This window comes from Micromonospora sp. NPDC048898 (genome assembly GCF_043198035.1).
In the GTDB taxonomy this organism is placed as follows: Bacteria; Actinomycetota; Actinomycetes; order Mycobacteriales; family Micromonosporaceae; genus Micromonospora.
Map to the genome: position 1 here is coordinate 304659 of NZ_JBICUF010000008.1, position 17031 is coordinate 321689.

General features: G+C 71.2%; 10 protein-coding genes. 4 read left to right on the forward strand and 6 right to left on the reverse strand.

The genetic code is table 11. The features are described 5' to 3' along the window. Window positions 1-17: 17 nt before the first annotated feature. From ACGFIQ_RS22340 to ACGFIQ_RS22360, 5 genes are read right to left on the reverse strand one after another with little or no spacing between them, the layout of a single operon-like run. Window positions 18-1748: an ABC transporter ATP-binding protein gene (locus ACGFIQ_RS22340; protein WP_393246472.1), complete on the reverse strand. Its 1731-nt coding sequence runs from the start codon at window positions 1746-1748 to the stop codon at window positions 18-20. Next, window positions 1745-3427, reverse strand: a complete 1683-nt coding sequence (locus tag ACGFIQ_RS22345) for an ABC transporter ATP-binding protein (protein ID WP_393246474.1) — start codon at window positions 3425-3427, stop codon at window positions 1745-1747. Before ACGFIQ_RS22345 ends, ACGFIQ_RS22340 begins: the two co-directional genes overlap by 4 nt. After that, entirely contained in the window at window positions 3424-4263 is an 840-nt protein-coding gene (locus ACGFIQ_RS22350; RefSeq protein ID WP_393246476.1) for an ABC transporter ATP-binding protein, read from the reverse strand. Before ACGFIQ_RS22350 ends, ACGFIQ_RS22345 begins: the two co-directional genes overlap by 4 nt. Beyond that, the gene (locus ACGFIQ_RS22355; RefSeq protein ID WP_393246478.1) at window positions 4260-5336 is read right to left on the reverse strand and encodes a FecCD family ABC transporter permease; all 1077 of its coding nucleotides are present in this window, start codon (window positions 5334-5336) and stop codon (window positions 4260-4262) included. Before ACGFIQ_RS22355 ends, ACGFIQ_RS22350 begins: the two co-directional genes overlap by 4 nt. 8 nt (window positions 5337-5344) lie before the next feature. Continuing rightward, on the reverse strand, window positions 5345-6424 hold the full coding sequence (locus ACGFIQ_RS22360; protein WP_393246480.1) for a FecCD family ABC transporter permease: 1080 nt from the start codon (window positions 6422-6424) through the stop codon (window positions 5345-5347). 96 nt (window positions 6425-6520) lie between these two features. On the opposite strand from ACGFIQ_RS22360, the gene ACGFIQ_RS22365 reads away from it, so the two are divergent. Further along, entirely contained in the window at window positions 6521-7564 is a 1044-nt protein-coding gene (locus ACGFIQ_RS22365) for an iron-siderophore ABC transporter substrate-binding protein (RefSeq protein ID WP_393246482.1), read from the forward strand. A gap of 128 nt (window positions 7565-7692) precedes the next feature. Here the strand turns inward: ACGFIQ_RS22365 and ACGFIQ_RS22370 are convergent, their stop codons facing one another. Next, on the reverse strand, window positions 7693-9780 hold the full coding sequence (locus tag ACGFIQ_RS22370; RefSeq protein WP_393246484.1) for an NPCBM/NEW2 domain-containing protein: 2088 nt from the start codon (window positions 9778-9780) through the stop codon (window positions 7693-7695). Between the two features lie 423 nt (window positions 9781-10203). Between ACGFIQ_RS22370 and ACGFIQ_RS22375 the strand changes: the two genes are divergently transcribed. The 3 genes from ACGFIQ_RS22375 to ACGFIQ_RS22385 all read left to right on the forward strand — a co-directional run. Further along, a complete protein-coding gene (locus ACGFIQ_RS22375; protein ID WP_393246486.1) occupies window positions 10204-11610 on the forward strand; it encodes a ricin-type beta-trefoil lectin domain protein in 1407 nt (468 codons plus the stop codon). A gap of 214 nt (window positions 11611-11824) precedes the next feature. After that, window positions 11825-13060: a cytochrome P450 gene (locus ACGFIQ_RS22380; RefSeq protein WP_393246488.1), complete on the forward strand. Its 1236-nt coding sequence runs from the start codon at window positions 11825-11827 to the stop codon at window positions 13058-13060. Window positions 13061-13369: 309 nt separating this feature from the next. Further along, the coding region (locus tag ACGFIQ_RS22385; protein ID WP_393246490.1) for a beta-ketoacyl synthase N-terminal-like domain-containing protein at window positions 13370-17031 on the forward strand (3662 nt) is incomplete at its 3' end.

Consider the following 17031-nt stretch of genomic DNA (forward strand, 5'->3'; position numbering starts at 1 on the left):
GGCCCGGACCAGCGCGCTCAGTGCCGAGCGCGCTGGTCCGACCAGGCCCGCCACAGCGTGGCGTACGGGCCGTCCCGCTCGATGAGCTCGCGGTGGGCGCCGACCTCGACGATGCGCCCGGCCTCCATCACCACGACCCGGTCCGCGGTGACCGCCTGGGTGAGTCGGTGCGCCACGATCAGCGCGGTACGCCCCGCCAGGGCGGCGGTGGCCACCCGTTCGAGCAGGCGTGCCCCGGCGCTCCCGGCCTCCGCGGTGGCCTCGTCCAGGATCGCCACCGGCGGGTCGGCCAGGATCAGCCGGGCGAACGCCAACTGCTGGGCCTGCGCCGCGGTGAGGACGTGCCCGCCCGCACCGACCTCGGTGTGCAGGCCGTCGGGCAGTTGTCGCACCCAGTCCAACGCCTGCACCCGGTCCAGCGCGGCGCTGACCTCGTCGTCGGTGGCGTCCGGGCGGGCCAGCCGCAGGTCGTCGACGAGGGGCCCGGCGAAGACGTGCACCTCCTGGGTGATCAGTGCGACCTCGCCGGCCGGCACCGCGACGCTCCCGCCGCCGGGTTGGTGCACTCCGGCGATCACCTTGGCGAGAGTGGTCTTGCCGGCGCCGCTGCTGCCGACCAGGGCGACCCGCTCGCCGCGGGCGATGGTCAGGTCGACGTCGTGCAGCACCTGCCGGTCCGGCCGGTACGCGAAGTCCAGCCCGCGGACCACCACCGCGTCCGGACCGTCGCCGGGGCGGGCCCGCTGCCGTACCGGCGGGGTCAGGTCGGCGACCCCGACCAGCCGGTCCAGCCCGGAGGCGGCGGCCTGGGCGTCGTCGACCAGGGCGAGAGCCACGTTGATCGGGCCGAACAGTCCGTGGAAATACAGCGCCGCCGCGGTCGCCGTGCCGATGCTCACCGCGTCCCCGCGGACGAGGAAGAAGCCGGTGCCGAGGACGGCGGCGAGCCCGAGGAACTCGGCGACGTGCAGCCGGGCGTAGAACCGGGTCTGCAACGCGATACCCCGCAGCAGCAGGTCCACCGCCTGTTGGGACTTGGTGGCGACCCGCTCCCGGTGCTCGTCGGCGATCCGGAACGCGCGGATGGTCGACGCGCCGTCGATGGTCGCGAGCAGGTGGTGCTGCTGCGCGGCGACGGCGACCCGCTGCCGGGCGTAGAGCGGGACGGCACGGCGGGCGTACCAGCGCACGGTGTGCGCCTGCACCGGCACCGCGATCAGCGCCGCGACCAGGAAACGCCAGTCGAGCACGGCCATCCCGGCCAGGGTGAGCACGATGGTCAGCAGGGCGCGGGTGAACTCGGGGACCGCGCTGCGGGCCGCCTCCGCGATCACGGCGACGTCGTTGGTGACCCGGGAGGTGAGGTCGCCGGTCCCGGCGCGCTCGACCTGCTCCAGTGGGAGGTGCAGCGCCGAGGAGACGAACCGTTCCCGAAGTCGGGCCAGCACACCCTCGCCGACCTGCGCGAGCAGGGCGATACCGAACCCGGCCAACGCCGCCTCGACGACCGCGCCGGCCACCAGCCCCGCGCCGGCGAGAACGACGTCAGCGGTGCTGCCTCCGCCGGTGGCCAGGTCGACGATGCGCCCCAGCAGCGGCGGGCCCACCAGCCCGGCCGCGGTGCCGGCGACCAGCAGGGCGAGTGCCCCGGCGAGCCGGGACCGTTGCGGACGCACCAGCGCCCGCAACTGGGCCAGGGTGCGACGTCCGGTCGCGATCGGCAGCAACGTCGTCGAGTCGGTGGTCATGCGAGCACGGTCTCCCGGTAGGTGTCGTCCTCGGCGACCAGGTCGCCGTGGGCGCCGGCGGTGCGGACGGTGCCGTCGTGGACGACGATCACCCGGTCGGTCACCGCGAGCAGCGCCGGGCTGGCGGTGATCAGGATCGTGGTGCGTCCGTCCCGCATCGCCCGCAGGCGCCCGGCGATGCGGGACTCGGTCGCCGCGTCGACGGCGGTGGTCGGGTCGTGCACGACGAGCACCGGCGGTTCGCCGGCCAGTGCCCGGGCGAGCGCGATGCGCTGCCGTTGCCCGCCGGAGAGCGACCGGGCCCGATCGTCGAGCACCGTGTCCAGTCCGTCCGGCAGGCCGCGGGCCACCTCGTCGGCGTCCGCCGCGGTCACCGCGGCGTCGACGCTTGCCGGGACGGCCCGCCCGGCGAGCGAGACGGCGGTGCGGACGGTGTCGTCGAACAGGTCGGTCTGATGGTCGACGGCCAGCACCACGGCCCGCAGGTGGTCCGGCGCGAGGTCGGCGAGCGGTACGCCGTCCAGTGCGATCACCCCGGCGACCGGATCACGGACCCGCCCGAGCAGCCGCACCAACTCGGCCGCCGCGGCCGGGTCGGTGGCCACGATCCCGACCACCTCGCCGGGGGCGATCTCCAGGTCGATCCCGCGCAGCGGTGGGCTGTGCACCCCGCGCAGCGCGAGCCCGCCCCGGGCCGGCGTGACCGGGTTCGCCGTGCCCTCGGGCACCGCGACGGGCGCGTCCAGGACGGCGGCGACGCGGCGGGCGGACGCGCGACCCTGCGCGAGGTCGGCACCCACCCAGCCGAACGTGGACATCGGACCGACCAGGAACTGCGCCAGGCCGAGCGAGGAGATGAGCTGACCGACGCTGATCTGGCCGTGCAGTGCGAGGATTCCGCCGAGGACCGCGATGACCGCCAGGAACGTCCCGCTCAGCGTGAGCACCAGCCCCTGATACGCGGCCTCGGCGCGCGCCGCGCGTACGGTCGCCGCCAACGCGCTGCGGCTGCGCTGCGCGTACCTGTCGACCGCCGCCGTCTCGGCCCGCAGGCCCTTGACCACGCGCAGGCCGCTGACCAGGTCGGCGGCGATGCCGGAGGCGTGCGCGCTGTGCTCCTGCTCCGTTTCGCTGCGCTCCTCCAGCGGCTTGCCGAACAGGCGGGTGAGCAGCAGCAGCGGCGGGGTGCCCAGCAGCACCACCAGCCCGAGCGGCAGGGAGATGGACAGCAGCAGGACCGCCGCGAGGACCAGGCCGACGACCGCGGCCACGCCGGAGACGACGGCGATGGCGACCGCGCCGACCCGGGCCGCGTCGCTTGTCGCGATGGACACCAGGGCACCGGGCAGTCGGTCGGCCTCCGCGCCGCCGCGCTCGTGCAACACCCGCCGGGTCACCCGTAGCCGCAGGTCGTGCGCCGCCTGTTCGGCGGCACGTTCGCCGGTACGCTCGCCGTACCGGTAGCTGTAGCTCAGGCCGACGTAGACGGCGGCCAGCACACCCAGCCAGAGGGCCAGACTGCCGACGCCGCCGTCCACCGCCCGGTCGATGATCACACCGATCAGGAACGGCACCGCGGCCTCCCCGGCCTGGTGGCCGGTGATCAGAAGCGTGCTCAGCGAGATGAGCCGCCGCTGCCTGCCGAGCGTGTCGGTGAGCAGGCTGCGCCCGCCGGTCACGCGGGAACCCGGTCGACCGCCGCGACGACGCCGGCGCGGGCCAGTCGACGCCGCTGCCGCCCGGCCGGGACCACCATCGGGGTGTCCGTCTCCGGGTCGGTCATCACCCGGCAGGGCATCGCGAAGACCGTCTCCACCAGCTCCGCCGTCATCACCTCGGCGGGCGGGCCCTGGGCGAGGACCCGGCCCTCCCGCATCACGATCAGCTCGGTGGCGTACCGGCAGGCGTGGTTGAGGTCGTGCAGGACGGCGACCACCGTCCGGCCCTGCTCGTGCAGGTCGGCGCAGAGGTCCAGTACCTCGAACTGGTGTGACAGGTCGAGGAACGTGGTCGGTTCGTCGAGCAGCAGGATCGGCGTCTGCTGGGCCAGCGCCATCGCCAGCCAGACCCGCTGGCGCTGACCACCGGAGAGTTCGTCGACGAACCGGTCGGCCAGCTCGGTCACCTCGGTCTGGCGCATCGCGTCGGCGACCGCCGCCTCGTCCTGCGGCGACCACTGCCGCAGCAGGCGCTGGTGGGCGAAGCGACCCCGGGCGACCAGCTCCTCCACCACGATCCCGCCGGGCGCGACCGACGACTGCGGCAGCATGCCGAGCTGCCGGGCCACCTGCTTGGACGGCTGCGACGCGATGGTCTGCCCATCCAGGTAGACGGCACCGGACTGGGGCTTGAGCACCCTGGCCAGGGACCGCAGCAACGTCGACTTGCCGCAGGCGTTGGGGCCGACGATGACGGTGAACGACCCGTCGGTGATCTGGACGTCGAGGTCCCGGACGACCACCCTCTTGTCGTACGCCAGGGTCAGGGCGTCGGCCCGCAGCCGCGACTCGGTCATCGCTGTGCTCCTTGTCCGCCGTTACGTCGCTCGTGGAAGAGCAACCAGGTCAGGTAGATGCCGCCCAGGGCGGCGGTGACGAGACCGACCGGGACGTCGTCGTCGGGCAGGAGGCGCTGGGCCACCCAGTCACTTGCCGCCAACAGGGCGGAGCCCATCAACGCGGCCGGCAGGATCCCGGCGTTCGGCGAGCGGGTCAGCCGCGCGGCCAACGGTGGCGCGGCGAGGGCCACGAACGCGATCGGCCCGGCCGCGGCGGTGGCACCGGCCGCGAGCCCGACGCCGGCCAGCGCGAGCACCACCCTGCTGCGCTCGACGGGTACGCCGTGCAGCAGCGCGGACTCGTCGCCCAGGGCCAACATGTCGAGGTGCCGGCCGTAATAGAGCGCGACCGGCAGCAGCACCGCGACCGCCACGGCGACGAGCGTCACCTCGGTCCATCCGGGGCCGTTGACGCTGCCGATCAGCCAGACCTGGGCGGCGATCGCCTCGTCCAGTCGGCTGCGGTAGATCAGGAACGAGTTGAACGAGTCGAGCAGCGCGGCCACTCCGACGCCCATCAGCACCAGCCGGAACGGTTGCACCCCACGGCGGAACGCGAGCAGGTAGATGGCGACCGAGGTGGCCAGGCAGCCGACGATCGCACCGGCGGCGACCTGGAAGCCGCTGCCGTTGAACAGCAGCAGGACGATCAGCGCGCCGGTCGCCGCGCCCACCGTCAGGCCGACGAAGTCGGGGCTGCCCAGGGGGTTGCGGGTCAGCCCCTGGAAGATCGTGCCGCTCGCGCCCAGGGCCGTGCCGACCAGCAGCGTGATCAGCACGCGGGGCAGCCGCAGCTCCTGCACGATGAAGTCGGTGCCCGGGTCGCCCTGGCCGACGAGACTGCGCAGCACGTCGGGTACGGGGATCGGGAAGTCGCCGCTGGAGAGGTTGACGAGCGCGACACCCAGCGCCGCGAGCAGCAGCGCGGTGCCGGCGATCAGCGCGCGCAGGTGCACCCGCAGTGAGAGCCGGCCGCCCCGGCTGCGGATCACCAGGCGGGTGGTCCGTCCGGACGGGCGGAGCTGGAGCATCGGGCCGCTCACAGGGTGCTCAGCCGGCGTCGGCGGCACAGCGCGATGAACAGTGGTGCGCCCAGGAACGCGGTGACCACCCCGACCGGCAGTTCGGCCGGGGCCACCAGGACCCGCCCGAGCACGTCCGAGACGAGCAGCAGGGTGGGCCCGAGGACCAGCGAGTAGGCAAGGATCCAGCGGTGGTCCGAGCCGGTGAACATCCGGGCCGCGTAGGGGACGGCCAGGCCGACGAACCAGATCGGCCCGCAGGCGGCGGTGGCGGCACCGCACAACAGGGTGATCGTGATCATGCCGAGCACCCGGATCCGCCCCGGGTGTGCGCCGACCGAGGTGGCCGCGTCGTCGCCCATGCTCAGCGCGTTGAGTTGGCGGCCCAGCACCAGCGCGAGCAGGACACCGACCACCAGGAACGGCGCCAACTGCGTGATCGTGCTGCTCTCCCGGTCGGCGAGCGAGCCGACGTCCCAGTGCCGGTACCTGTCGAACGCCTCCCGGTGGGTCACCAGGATCGCCCAGATGCCGGCGCCGAGCACGGAGGTGAGCGAGACCCCGGCGAGGACCTGCCGTTCCGGGGTGGGTGCCCGGCCGGCACCGCCGAGCGCGAAGACGGCCGCCGAGGTGAGCCCGGCACCGGCGATGGCGAACCAGACGTACCCGTTCGCACTTGTCACCCCGAGCAGCGCGATGGCCAGCACCACGCCGGTGGACGCGCCCAGGCTGACCCCGAGCAGGCCGGGTTCGGCAAGCGGGTTGCGGGTGAGCGCCTGCATCACCGTGCCGGCCAGCCCCAGCGCCGCGCCCACGGCGAATCCGAGGATCGTGCGCGGCACCCGGAGCCGGTGCACGATCTCCGCGGCGGCGGAGCCGTCGTCGTGCCAGAGCACCTGCCAGACCGTGCCGAGCCCGAGCGAACGGCTGCCGACCGCGATGCTCAACGCCACGGCGGCGGCGAGGGCGACGACGCCGACGACGAGGCCGACCCAGCGCCGGCCGGAGCGCGACAACGACTCGCGCGGCGCCTTCTGGGGCGAAACGGTCCCGGGCTCCGGGCGGGTGCCGGTGCCTGGGGTCAACACGTGCTCCATCCGTCCACCCGTTCGCATTACTCAATTAGGTGAGGCTAACCTACACTCCCGTTCGAGGTCACCACCCTGGGGCCTCGTTGGCAGAAAGGAACAGCCGTGCGGCTTCCCTCAATCCGCCGGGGCGCGACCGTCGCTTCGACCGCGCTCCTGCTTCTCCTCGCGGCCTGCGGCGGTGGATCGGAGCCGTCGGCCCCCTCCTCCGGTGCCGCCACCTCCGACGCCTTCCCGGTGTCGATCGAGCACAAGTTCGGCACCGCCACCATCCCGGCGGAGCCCAAGCGGATCGCCGTGGTCGGCCTGGTCGAGCAGGACGCCCTGCTGTCGCTGGGCGTCGTGCCGGTGGCGACCACCGAGTGGTTCGGCGAGAAGCCGGGCGCCATCTGGCCCTGGGCCGAGGCCGCGTTGGGCACGGGGGCCAAGCCACAGGTGCTCACCAACACCGATGGCATCCAGTTCGAGAAGGTGGCCGCCCTGCGGCCCGACCTCATCCTCGGCGTCTACTCGGGGCTGACCAGCGAGGACTACGCCAAGCTGGCGAAGATCGCGCCGACCGTGGCGCAGCCGAAGGACTCCGTCGACTATGGCGTGTCCTGGCAGGACGTGACCCGTACCGTCGGCACCGCCGTCGGGCGCAAGGCCCAGGCGGACAAGGTCGTCACCGACGTCGAGGCCAAGTTCGCCGCGGTACGCACGGCGAACCCGGCCTTCGCCGGCGCGACCGGCCTGATGGCCACCACCTACGAGGGCTTCTACGTGTACGGCCCGCAGGACTCGCGCGGCCGGTTCCTCACCGACCTGGGCTTCGCCCTGCCGCCCGGGCTGGCCGAGGTGACCGGCAAGGAATTCGGCGCCAACCTCAGCCGGGAGCGCACCGACATGCTCGACACCGGCGTGCTGATCTGGCTCGTCGACAGCTACGACACCGACCGGGCGAAGGTGCAGGCCGACCCGCTCTACAGCAAGCTCAAGGTCAAGACCGAGGGTCGCGACATCTACCTGGAGAACGAGGAACTGGTCGGTGCCGCGACCTCGTTCATCACCCCGTTGAGCCTGCCGTTCCTGCTGGACAAGCTCGTCCCGCAGCTCACCGCGGCGGTGGACGGCAACCCCGCCACGGCGGTGCAGCGGGCCGCCGCCTGACGATCGGGGAGCTGCTGCTCGCCCTTCTGAGGAGCGGCGGCGACGTACGTCGGCGGTGAAACGAAGCTCCGGCCCGGGCGCGAACCCCGGGCCGGAGCTTCGATCTTTCCGACGGTCGTGCAGGTGCGTCAGCAGTTGGCGTTCAGGCCGGCCCAGTCGGCGCGGTCGTTGTAACCGCCGTCGCCGCCGTCGCCGACCAGCAGGTCGAGCACCCGGACACCGGTCAGGTCGACGTCGACCTGACGGACGTCGTCACGGGTCAGCACGCCGCTGTCGAACAGGACCCGCCCGTCGCCGACCACCTGGAAGGTCGAGGTGGCTCCCTCGGGACCGACGTTGCGGACCGCGTCGTCCAGGCCGACGGTCGCGGTCAGCCGGTCGCACCTGTCGCCCAGGTAGTAACGGACCGTGGAGGGTGCGGCGACGCCGAGGCCTGTCGCGTACACCTGGCCGACCATGCTGATCGGTGACCCGCCGCCGACGCTCTGGTCGACCGTCGGGGTCATCCAACCGCTGGTGGCGCTGACCCACGTGTGGTGGGACAGCACGACGGCACCGGTCGGCGGTGCCGGGGCGACCACCACCGTCGACACCGACGTCTGGCGCGACCTGCCGCGCCCCACCACCTCGTACGACGTGGTGGCGGTCAACACGGCGTCCCCGGCAGCGGCGGTGGCCGGCAGGGTCACCGTGAAGGCGAAGGTGGTGGACCGACCCGGGGCGAGCACGAGCGGCGCCGGGCCGAGTGCCCGAACCGTCCAGCCGGTCGGCGCGGCGAGACCGACCTGCGGCGTGAGCACGGGCAGCAGGCCGTCGTTGCGGACGACGACCTCGACCCGCGTCTGGTCACCGCCGCCGACCACGGGTGCGGTCCCCTCCGGCGTGGCGGAGTCACCGACCTTCGTGACCTGCGGAAGGCCGGCGGTCACGTGCGGGGCACCCGGCAGACCGCGCGCCGGGGCGACCCGGAGCAGAGCGGCACCGTGCGCCGGCACCGCGGCGCTGAGCGTGCCCGCGCTCTCGGTGACCTGGTTGGTCCACGCGTTACGCACGGTGAAGCGGGCGCCGGACAGGCCGACGGACGAGGCCTTCGCGGTGATGATCTTCGAGCTCTCACCGCGGTTGAGCAGCACCACGGCCCGGTCACCGTTGGCCAGGCGCTTGACCCAGGTCTCGGTCGTGCCGGCGGCGCCGACGCGGACGGCCTGGACACCGGCGGGGTCCTGGTTGATCGCCAGGACGTCGGGGTCGGTGAGCGCGTCGATCGACGCCTGGTTGAGCTTGCGGACGTCACTGCCGATCACCAGCGGCGCGGCGGCCGCGGACCAGAGCGTCATCTGCGTACGGAACTCCTCGTCGGACAGTCCGAGGTTGGGGCCCAGGTAGTCGGGGTCGTTGAAGTGACCCGGTCCGGCAACCTCGGGATGCCGCGCGTTCGCGTCGTAGTTGCGCAGCACGTCCTTGAACTTGATCTCGCCGACGAAACCCACGTCGGTGTAGGTCCGCCAGGACTGCGCGATCTGGGGGGCATAGCTCCAGGAGTACGTCGACTGCTGCTCCTGCGGGTAGTCGCCCCAGTCCGGAGAGGTCACCGGGTTGCACAGGTTGAAGATGATCGGCCGCTTGCTGGCGTTGTTCCGCAGCGCCTGGGCGAACTCGGTGTAGGCGGTCTTCGGGTCCAGGTCGGCGGCGATCCCGCAGAGGAAGTCGACCTTCACCGCGTCGAACTCCAGGGCGGCGAACTGGTTCGCGTCGCGCTGGTAGTAGCCGCCGCCGCTGCCGAGCCCACACTTGCCGGGGATGTACGGACCGGCGTCGGTGTAGATGCCCGCCTTCAGGCCCTTGGAGTGGATGTAGTCGACGAGCGGCTTGAGCCCGTTCGGAAAACGAGCCCGGTCGGCCCGCAGGTCACCGGCTGCCGTACGCGGCTCCGGGTCCTGCCAGCCGCCGTCCAGCCAGACGATGTCGTAGCCGGCCTTGGCCAGGCCACGGCTGACGATCGAGTCGGCGACCTCCCGTACGGACTCCTCGGAGAAGTCGCCCCCGAGGCCGAAGTAGGTGTTCCAGCCCTGGTAGGGCGTGGGGCTGAGCACCTGCTGGGGTGCGGGTTTGGTGGCGACCACAGTGCCGTTCGTGGCTGCGGCGTGGGCCGGGGCGGGCACGATCAGCAGGCTGGCCGTGACGGCGGTCAGGGTGGTGAACAGTTGTCGTCTCACACGGGGTTCCTTCACAGCAGTGGGACAGGCCCGTACTCCTGGGTTGTTTCGACCGATCTTGCAAGCCGTTACGCGCGCATGTCAATATTATTTAATAAATTATGTTCTCCGCCCCGGCGCCGCCCATCCGCAACAGGCCTGAAACTACCGGTTGAAAAACCTGGAACGTTCTGCCAGCCTGAAGGCCATCGATAAGTGTGAACGTTAACATGATCAATTCGGCACCGGACGCGGCATCCTGGCCACCGCTCCCCGAGCAGGGCCTTCGCCTCGACCAGTGACGAAGATTGTCCTATCTCGCCACCGGAGGATCCGCATGGTGTCCCGGACCCGTCCCACCGGGCGCACCTGACCACGAACGTTCGGTCTTTCCGGAACGGTCCCGAAAGTTCTGCCCCCACCCACCACCAGGAGGTACCGACAGTGCGAGGACATGCGCACCACCCACCGCCCTCGGGGAACACCCGTGGGCCCTCCCGTCTCCGCGGGCGGCTGTTCACGCTCGCCGCGGCCGGGATCGCGGCCGCGGTCGGGTTGTTCTCCCTGACGCTGGCGACCGGGTCGGCCTCGGCCGCCGACAACCCCTACCAGCGGGGCCCGGATCCCACCCGGACCAGCGTCACCGCCGTGAACGGCCCCTTCGCCAACACGTCGGTAAGCGTCCCGACCGGGTACGGGTTCAACGGCGGCAGGATCTACTACCCGACCGACACCAGCCAGGGCACCTTCGGGGCCATCGCGATCTCGCCGGGTTACACCGCGTTGTTCTCCGCCGAACTGGCCTGGATGGGGCCGTGGCTGGCCTCCCACGGCTTCGTCGTGATCGGCATCGAGACCAACAGCCGCAACGACTTCGACACGGCCCGAGGCACCCAGTTGCTCGCCGCGCTGGACTACCTGACCCAGCAGAGCCCGGTACGCGACCGGGTCGACCCCAACCGGTTGGCGGTCGCCGGCCACTCGATGGGCGGCGGTGGCGCGCTGAGCGCGGCCATCCGGCGCCCGTCGTTGAAGGCAGTGGTCGGCATCGCGCCGTACTCGCCCTCGTCGAACCTGGCCAACGACCGGGTGCCCACGATGATCTTCGCTGGGCAGGCGGACACGGTGGTCACCCCGTCCTACGCCACCGGCCTGTACAACAGCCTCCCGGCGACGACGGAGAGCGTCTACGTGGAGGTCGCCGGTGCGGATCACGGGTTCATGGTCGGGCGGTCGAACCCGGTGATGGTCCGGACCATGCTGCCGTTCGTCAAGATGTTCGTCGACAACGACACCCGGTACAGCCAGTTCCTCTGCCCGCTGTTGGACAACAGCGGCGTGGTCACCTACCGCAGCACCTGCCCGTTGCTGCCCTCGACGCCGACCAGCCCGACGGCGACCCCCACCAACACGCCCACCCCCACCAACACGCCGACCCCCACCACCTCGCCAAGCGTCCCGCCCACCTCCGCCAGCGAGATCGTCGGCACGCAGTCCGGCCGCTGCGTCGACGTGCCCAACGCCTCCCACAACAACGGCACCCGGGTCCAGCTCTGGGGCTGCAACAAACAGTCCAACCAGGCGTGGACCTACACCTCGGGCAAACAACTACAGGTGTACGGCAACATGTGCCTGGACGCGGCGGGCTCCGGCAACGGCGCGGCGGTCCAGATCTACGGCTGCCACAGTCAGACCAACCAACAGTGGAACGTCAACTCCAACGGCACCATCAGTAACGTGCAGTCCGGCCGCTGCCTGGACGTCTGGAGCACCGCCAACGGCGCCCAGATCCAGCTGTACGACTGCCACGGACAGACCAACCAGCAGTTCAGGCTCGCGCCCCTGGCCTGATGATCGTGTCCGGGTGGGCTCGGCGGCAGGCCGAGCCCGCCCGGATCGCACGGGTCGCCCCGCCGGGCGAGGCCGAATTTTAATCGACAACCGTCATTGACAGTCGAGTACAATTTTCGCGGGGTAGGTGGCACGGGTCGTTGGTGGGTGAGCGGAACACCGTCTGGCGTCGCACCGTTTGGGTCGGCGCTCACTCGCCACCCAAGGAGGACTCGTGACCGAGGCAGCCCCCCTCGACGGCACCGTTGACGATCATCTGGTTCTGGACGCCGACCAACTGGCGCAGCCACACGAGTTCTACCGGGTGCTCCGGGAACAACGACCGGTCGTGCGCATCGTCGTCCCGTCCGGGATCCGGGCCTGGCTGGTCACCCGCCATCAGGATGCCCGGGCCGTGCTCGCCGATCCACGACTGGCGAAGAACAGCGCGTCGCTCGTCCGCCTGATGGAACGCCACACCGACCCGGACAAGTTCCACAACGTGGTCAAGTCGGCCGCCCACCACATGCTCAACAGCGATCCGCCGGACCACACCAGACTGCGGCGCCTGGTCAGCAGGGCGTTCACCCCGCGCGGCATCGCGCACTACCGCCCGCGGATCGAGCAGATCGCCGACGAGTTGCTGGACGCCGTGCAGGCCGAGGCGGCCGGTAACGGCGGCGAGATCGACCTGCTGGACAGCTTCGCGTCTCCCCTTCCGATAGCCGTGATCACCGAACTGCTGGGTGTGCCACTCGAACAGCGGGACGCGTTTCGGGAGTGGTCGAACGGGATCCTGTCCGGCAGACCCTCACCAACGCGCAGGTTCGAGGACCTGGCCGCCTATCTCGGCGCGCTCATCAATGACAAGCGACGCCATCCCGGTCCGGATGTGCTCTCGATGTTCGTCGCCACCGACGGCACCGACGCGCTGTCCGACCAGGAGGCGCTCGACATGGTGCTCCTGCTCCTGATCGCCGGGCACGAGACCACCGTCAACCTGATCGGCAACGGCGTCCTCGCGCTGCTGCGCCACCCCGAGCAGATGGCCGTCCTGCGTGCCGACCCCACCCGCACCCCGCAGGCGGTGGAGGAACTGCTGCGCTACGACGGACCGTTCAACATGGCCACCCTCCGCTACACCACCGAGCCCATCGTGCTCAGCGGAACGACGATCCCCGCCGACGAGTTCGTCCTCGTCGCGCTGACCTCGGCCAACCGTGACGCCGATCAGTACCCGGACCCCGACCGACTCGACATCCGTCGAGAGGGGGGCAACCTCGCCTTCGGGCACGGCATCCACTACTGCCTCGGCGCCCCGCTGGCCCGTCTCGAAGGTGAGATCGCCCTCAACACGCTGCTGGCCCGATTCCCGCGGCTGACGCTGGCCCGGGAGCCCGAGGAACTCGGCTGGCGTTCCGGCACCCTCGTCCGGGGCCTACTCACGCTCCCCCTCCGCATCGGCGTCTGACCTCCGCGCCCGCACGTCGCACCCGCCCTGCCGCCGGCCCGCCGCCAGGTCGGTTCGGGGGCGAATCGTGGGCTGGAAACGGACGCAACGCCTCCGGCCAACCCGGGGGCGGAATTAACCGAAACTTTTCATAAATGGCGCTGCATCGCCTCCGGTAAATGCATTTCCTCCGGCAGAACTAAAAGATCCCCTAGCCCTCCGCACCGCACACTGTTACTCGGCGGCGCCGGGAATTCCCCCACACGCCGCCGAGTGCAGCGCTTCCGGAAGCACGAGTGCGAACGCACCGAGAACACGGGGGGCACAGTCGTGACGGCACGCCCGCAGACGATCAACGAGCTGCTCCGGCAGCGCGCCGAGCGCCAACCCGACCGCCTCGCATTCCGGTTCCTCGACCACGTGGGGTCAGCGCCGCCCGTCGTGCACGAGTTGACCTACGGCGGGCTCGAAGCCCGCGTCCGGGATGTCGCGGCCGCGCTCAGTCAGGCGGCGAAGCCCGGTGACCGGGTCCTTCTGCTGTGCCCACCGGGCCTCGACTACGTCACCTCGTTCCTCGCCTGCCTCTACGCGGGGCTCGTGGCGGTTCCCGCGTACCCACCTGTCGCCTCGGGGCGCCACGACCGGATCGAGGCGATCGCGCGCGACTGCGGGCCCGCCATCGTGCTGTCCGACGAGCCGCCACCGGACGTGACGCAGCCGAATCGCCTGCCGCCCGACCTGGCTGGGCAGGCCGGCTCGTCGTTGCGGCAGGCGCGTTGGCTGTCCGTCCGACAGGATGTCGCCGAGGGCTTCGGGCGGGACTGGCAGCCCGCCGGCACGACGGGTGCCGCACTGGCGTTCCTGCAGTACACCTCGGGCTCGACCGGCATGCCCAAGGGTGTGCGGGTCTCCCACGGCAATCTGCTGGCCAACGCCCGATCGACCGAGAGTCGCCTCGCCCTCGACCCCGACACGCACGGTGTCAGCTGGATTCCGCTCTACCACGACATGGGGCTGCTCTCGGGCCTGGTCTTCCCGTTGTTCTCCGGGTTTCCGTCGACACACCTGGCGTCGATGGCGTTCGTCCGGTCGCCACTGCGCTGGTTGGAGGCCATCACGCGGTACGGCGGAGTCGTGAGTTTCGCACCGAACTTCGCGTACCAGATGTGTGTCGATCGAATCGACGAACAGGCCAGGCAGCATCTCGACCTGTCGACCTGGACGCGAGCGGTCAACGGTGCCGAGCCGGTTCGGGTGACCACACTCGACGCCTTCGCGCGCACCTTCGCCGGCTGCGGTTTCCGCAGGTCCAGTCTCATTCCCGGATACGGCCTGGCCGAGAGCACTCTCGTCGTGTCGACGAACGCGGTCGGTGCCGACCCGGTCGTGCGCTACGTCGCCAAGGACGAGCTCGAAGCGGGTCGGCTGTTGCCGCCGACAGATCCGGCGCAGGCGCGTGCGCTGGTCAGCTCGGGGCGTCCGCTGTCCGGCACCACCGTGGAAATCGTCGATCCGGCGACCGGCCGCCGTGCCGGTGCGGGTCGGGTGGGTGAGATCTGGCTTCGCGGCAAGAGCGTGACCGGCGGGTACCTCGACAACCCGGAGGCCACCGCACGGGCGTTCCACAACACCATCGGCACCGGAAAGCAGCGGTACCTGCGTACCGGTGACCTCGGCGCGATGCTCGACGGCGAACTGTACGTCACGGGTCGTGTGGACGACATGATGATCTTCTGGGGACGCAACGTCTATCCCCACGACATCGAGGCCACGAGCATCGACAGCGATCCCGCGCTCGCCTCGACGCGGTGCGCCGCGTTCGCGGTCGAGGCCGCGGGCGAACCCTCGCTCGTGGTGGTCCAGGAGTTGCCTCGACGTCGGCTCGACCCCGCCGAGCACGGCCGGATCGCCGCGACCATCCGACGCCGGATCTCCGACGAACACCAGTTGGCCGCCGACGCGATCGTGCTCGTCCGGCCGGGTGCTCTTCCGACGACGTCGAGCGGCAAGATCCAGCGCCGCGCCGCTCGGGCCAGGTACCTCGACGGCGACTACCCGCCGCCGGTGCCCATCGCCACCGACGACGAGGGGGCCCGGCTGGGGGTGCCGGTCGACGTCACGCCCGCCGACGACGAGGTCAGGCCGCCCGCCGCGCAGTCGCCGGAGCACGTCACCGCCGGCGGCTCCGCCGCGCGGACCTGGACGCCGGCCGACATCGAGAGCCAGCTACGACTGCTGATAGCGGAGTCGGCGCACTGCGCCGTGCGGGACGTCTCACCGAACGAGTCGTTCACGTACTTCGGTCTGGCCTCGGTGCAGGCGGTAGGCATCGCGGAGAAGCTGTCCAGGCGGCTCGGCCGTGACGTACCCGCCACCCTCGCCTGGGACCATCCGACCATCGCCGCCGCCGCCCGCGCACTGGCGACGGCACCGACAGAGGCGCAGCGCGACGACTCCGCGCCCTCGGCGTCCGAGCCGATCGCGGTGGTGGGTATCGGGTGCCGCTTCCCCGGCGCCGACGGCCCCGAGGAATTCTGGCGACTACTCACCGAAGCCCGCACCGCCATCACCCCCATCCCCACCGACCGCTGGGACAACGACCGCTACTACCACCCCGACCCCGACACCCCCGGCCACACCTACGCCCGCCACGGCGGCTTCCTCACCAACGTCCGCGGCTTCGACCCCACCATCTTCGGCATCACCCCCCGCGAAGCCGCCGCCATCGACCCCCAACACCGACTCATCCTCGAAACCACCTGGCACGCCCTCGAACACGCCCACATACCCCCCCACCGCCTCCGCGGCACCAACACCGCCGTCTACATCGGAATGCGGTCCGGCGAGTACGAGCGGATGAGCACCGAGAGCCCCGACTCGATCGACGAATACACGGCGATCGGGGTGTCGGCCAATTTCGCGGCGAACCGGGTGTCCTACACGCTCGGCCTGGAGGGGCCCAGCCTCGTCGTGGACACCGCCTGCTCCTCCAGCCTCGTCGCCGTACACCTCGCCTGCCAGGCACTACGCACCGGAGAAACCGACACCGCCATCGCCGGCGGCGCCAACCTCATCCTCTCCCCCGACGCCATGATCGCCCTCAGCAAAGGCCGCATGCTCTCCCCCACCGGCCGCTGCCACACCTTCGACCAACACGCCGACGGCTACGTCCGCGGCGAAGGCTGCGGAATCATCGTCCTGCGCCGCCTGAGCACCGCCCTCGCGCTCCAGGACCGTGTCCTCGCCGTCATCCGGGGCAGCGCCGTCAACCAGGACGGTCGAAGCAACGGCCTGACCGCACCGAGCGGTGCGGCGCAGGAGCGTGTCGTGCTGAGCGCCCTGGCGGACGCGGGGATCGAAGGACACGACATCGACTACGTCGAAACCCACGGCACCGGCACCACCCTCGGCGACCCCATCGAAATACGCGCACTCACCCACACCCTCACCCCCCACCGACAACACCCACTCCACCTCGGCACCGTCAAAACCAACATCGGCCACCTCGAAGCCGCCGCCGGAATCGCCGGCCTCATCAAAACCATCCTCACCCTCCACCACCGCACCATCCCACCCCACCCCACCACCATCACCCCCAACCCCCACATCCCCTGGAACCCCCACCTCACCATCCCCACCACCCCCACACCCCTCACCACACCCACCCCCACCGCCGCCACCAGCAGCTTCGGATTCGGCGGCACCAACGCCCACATCATCACCCAACACCACACCCCACCCCACCCACCACCAACCACCCCCACACCACACCCCACCACCCACACCATCACCCTCTCCGCCACCACCCCCACCACCCTCACCACCACCGCCACCCACCTCCTCCACCACCTCCACCACACCCCCACCCCCCTGGCACACCTCGCCTACACCACCACCCACACCCGCACCCACCACCCCCACCGCGCCGCCATCACCACCACCAACCCCACCCACCTCACCCACGCCCTCACCGCCCTCACCACCAACACCGG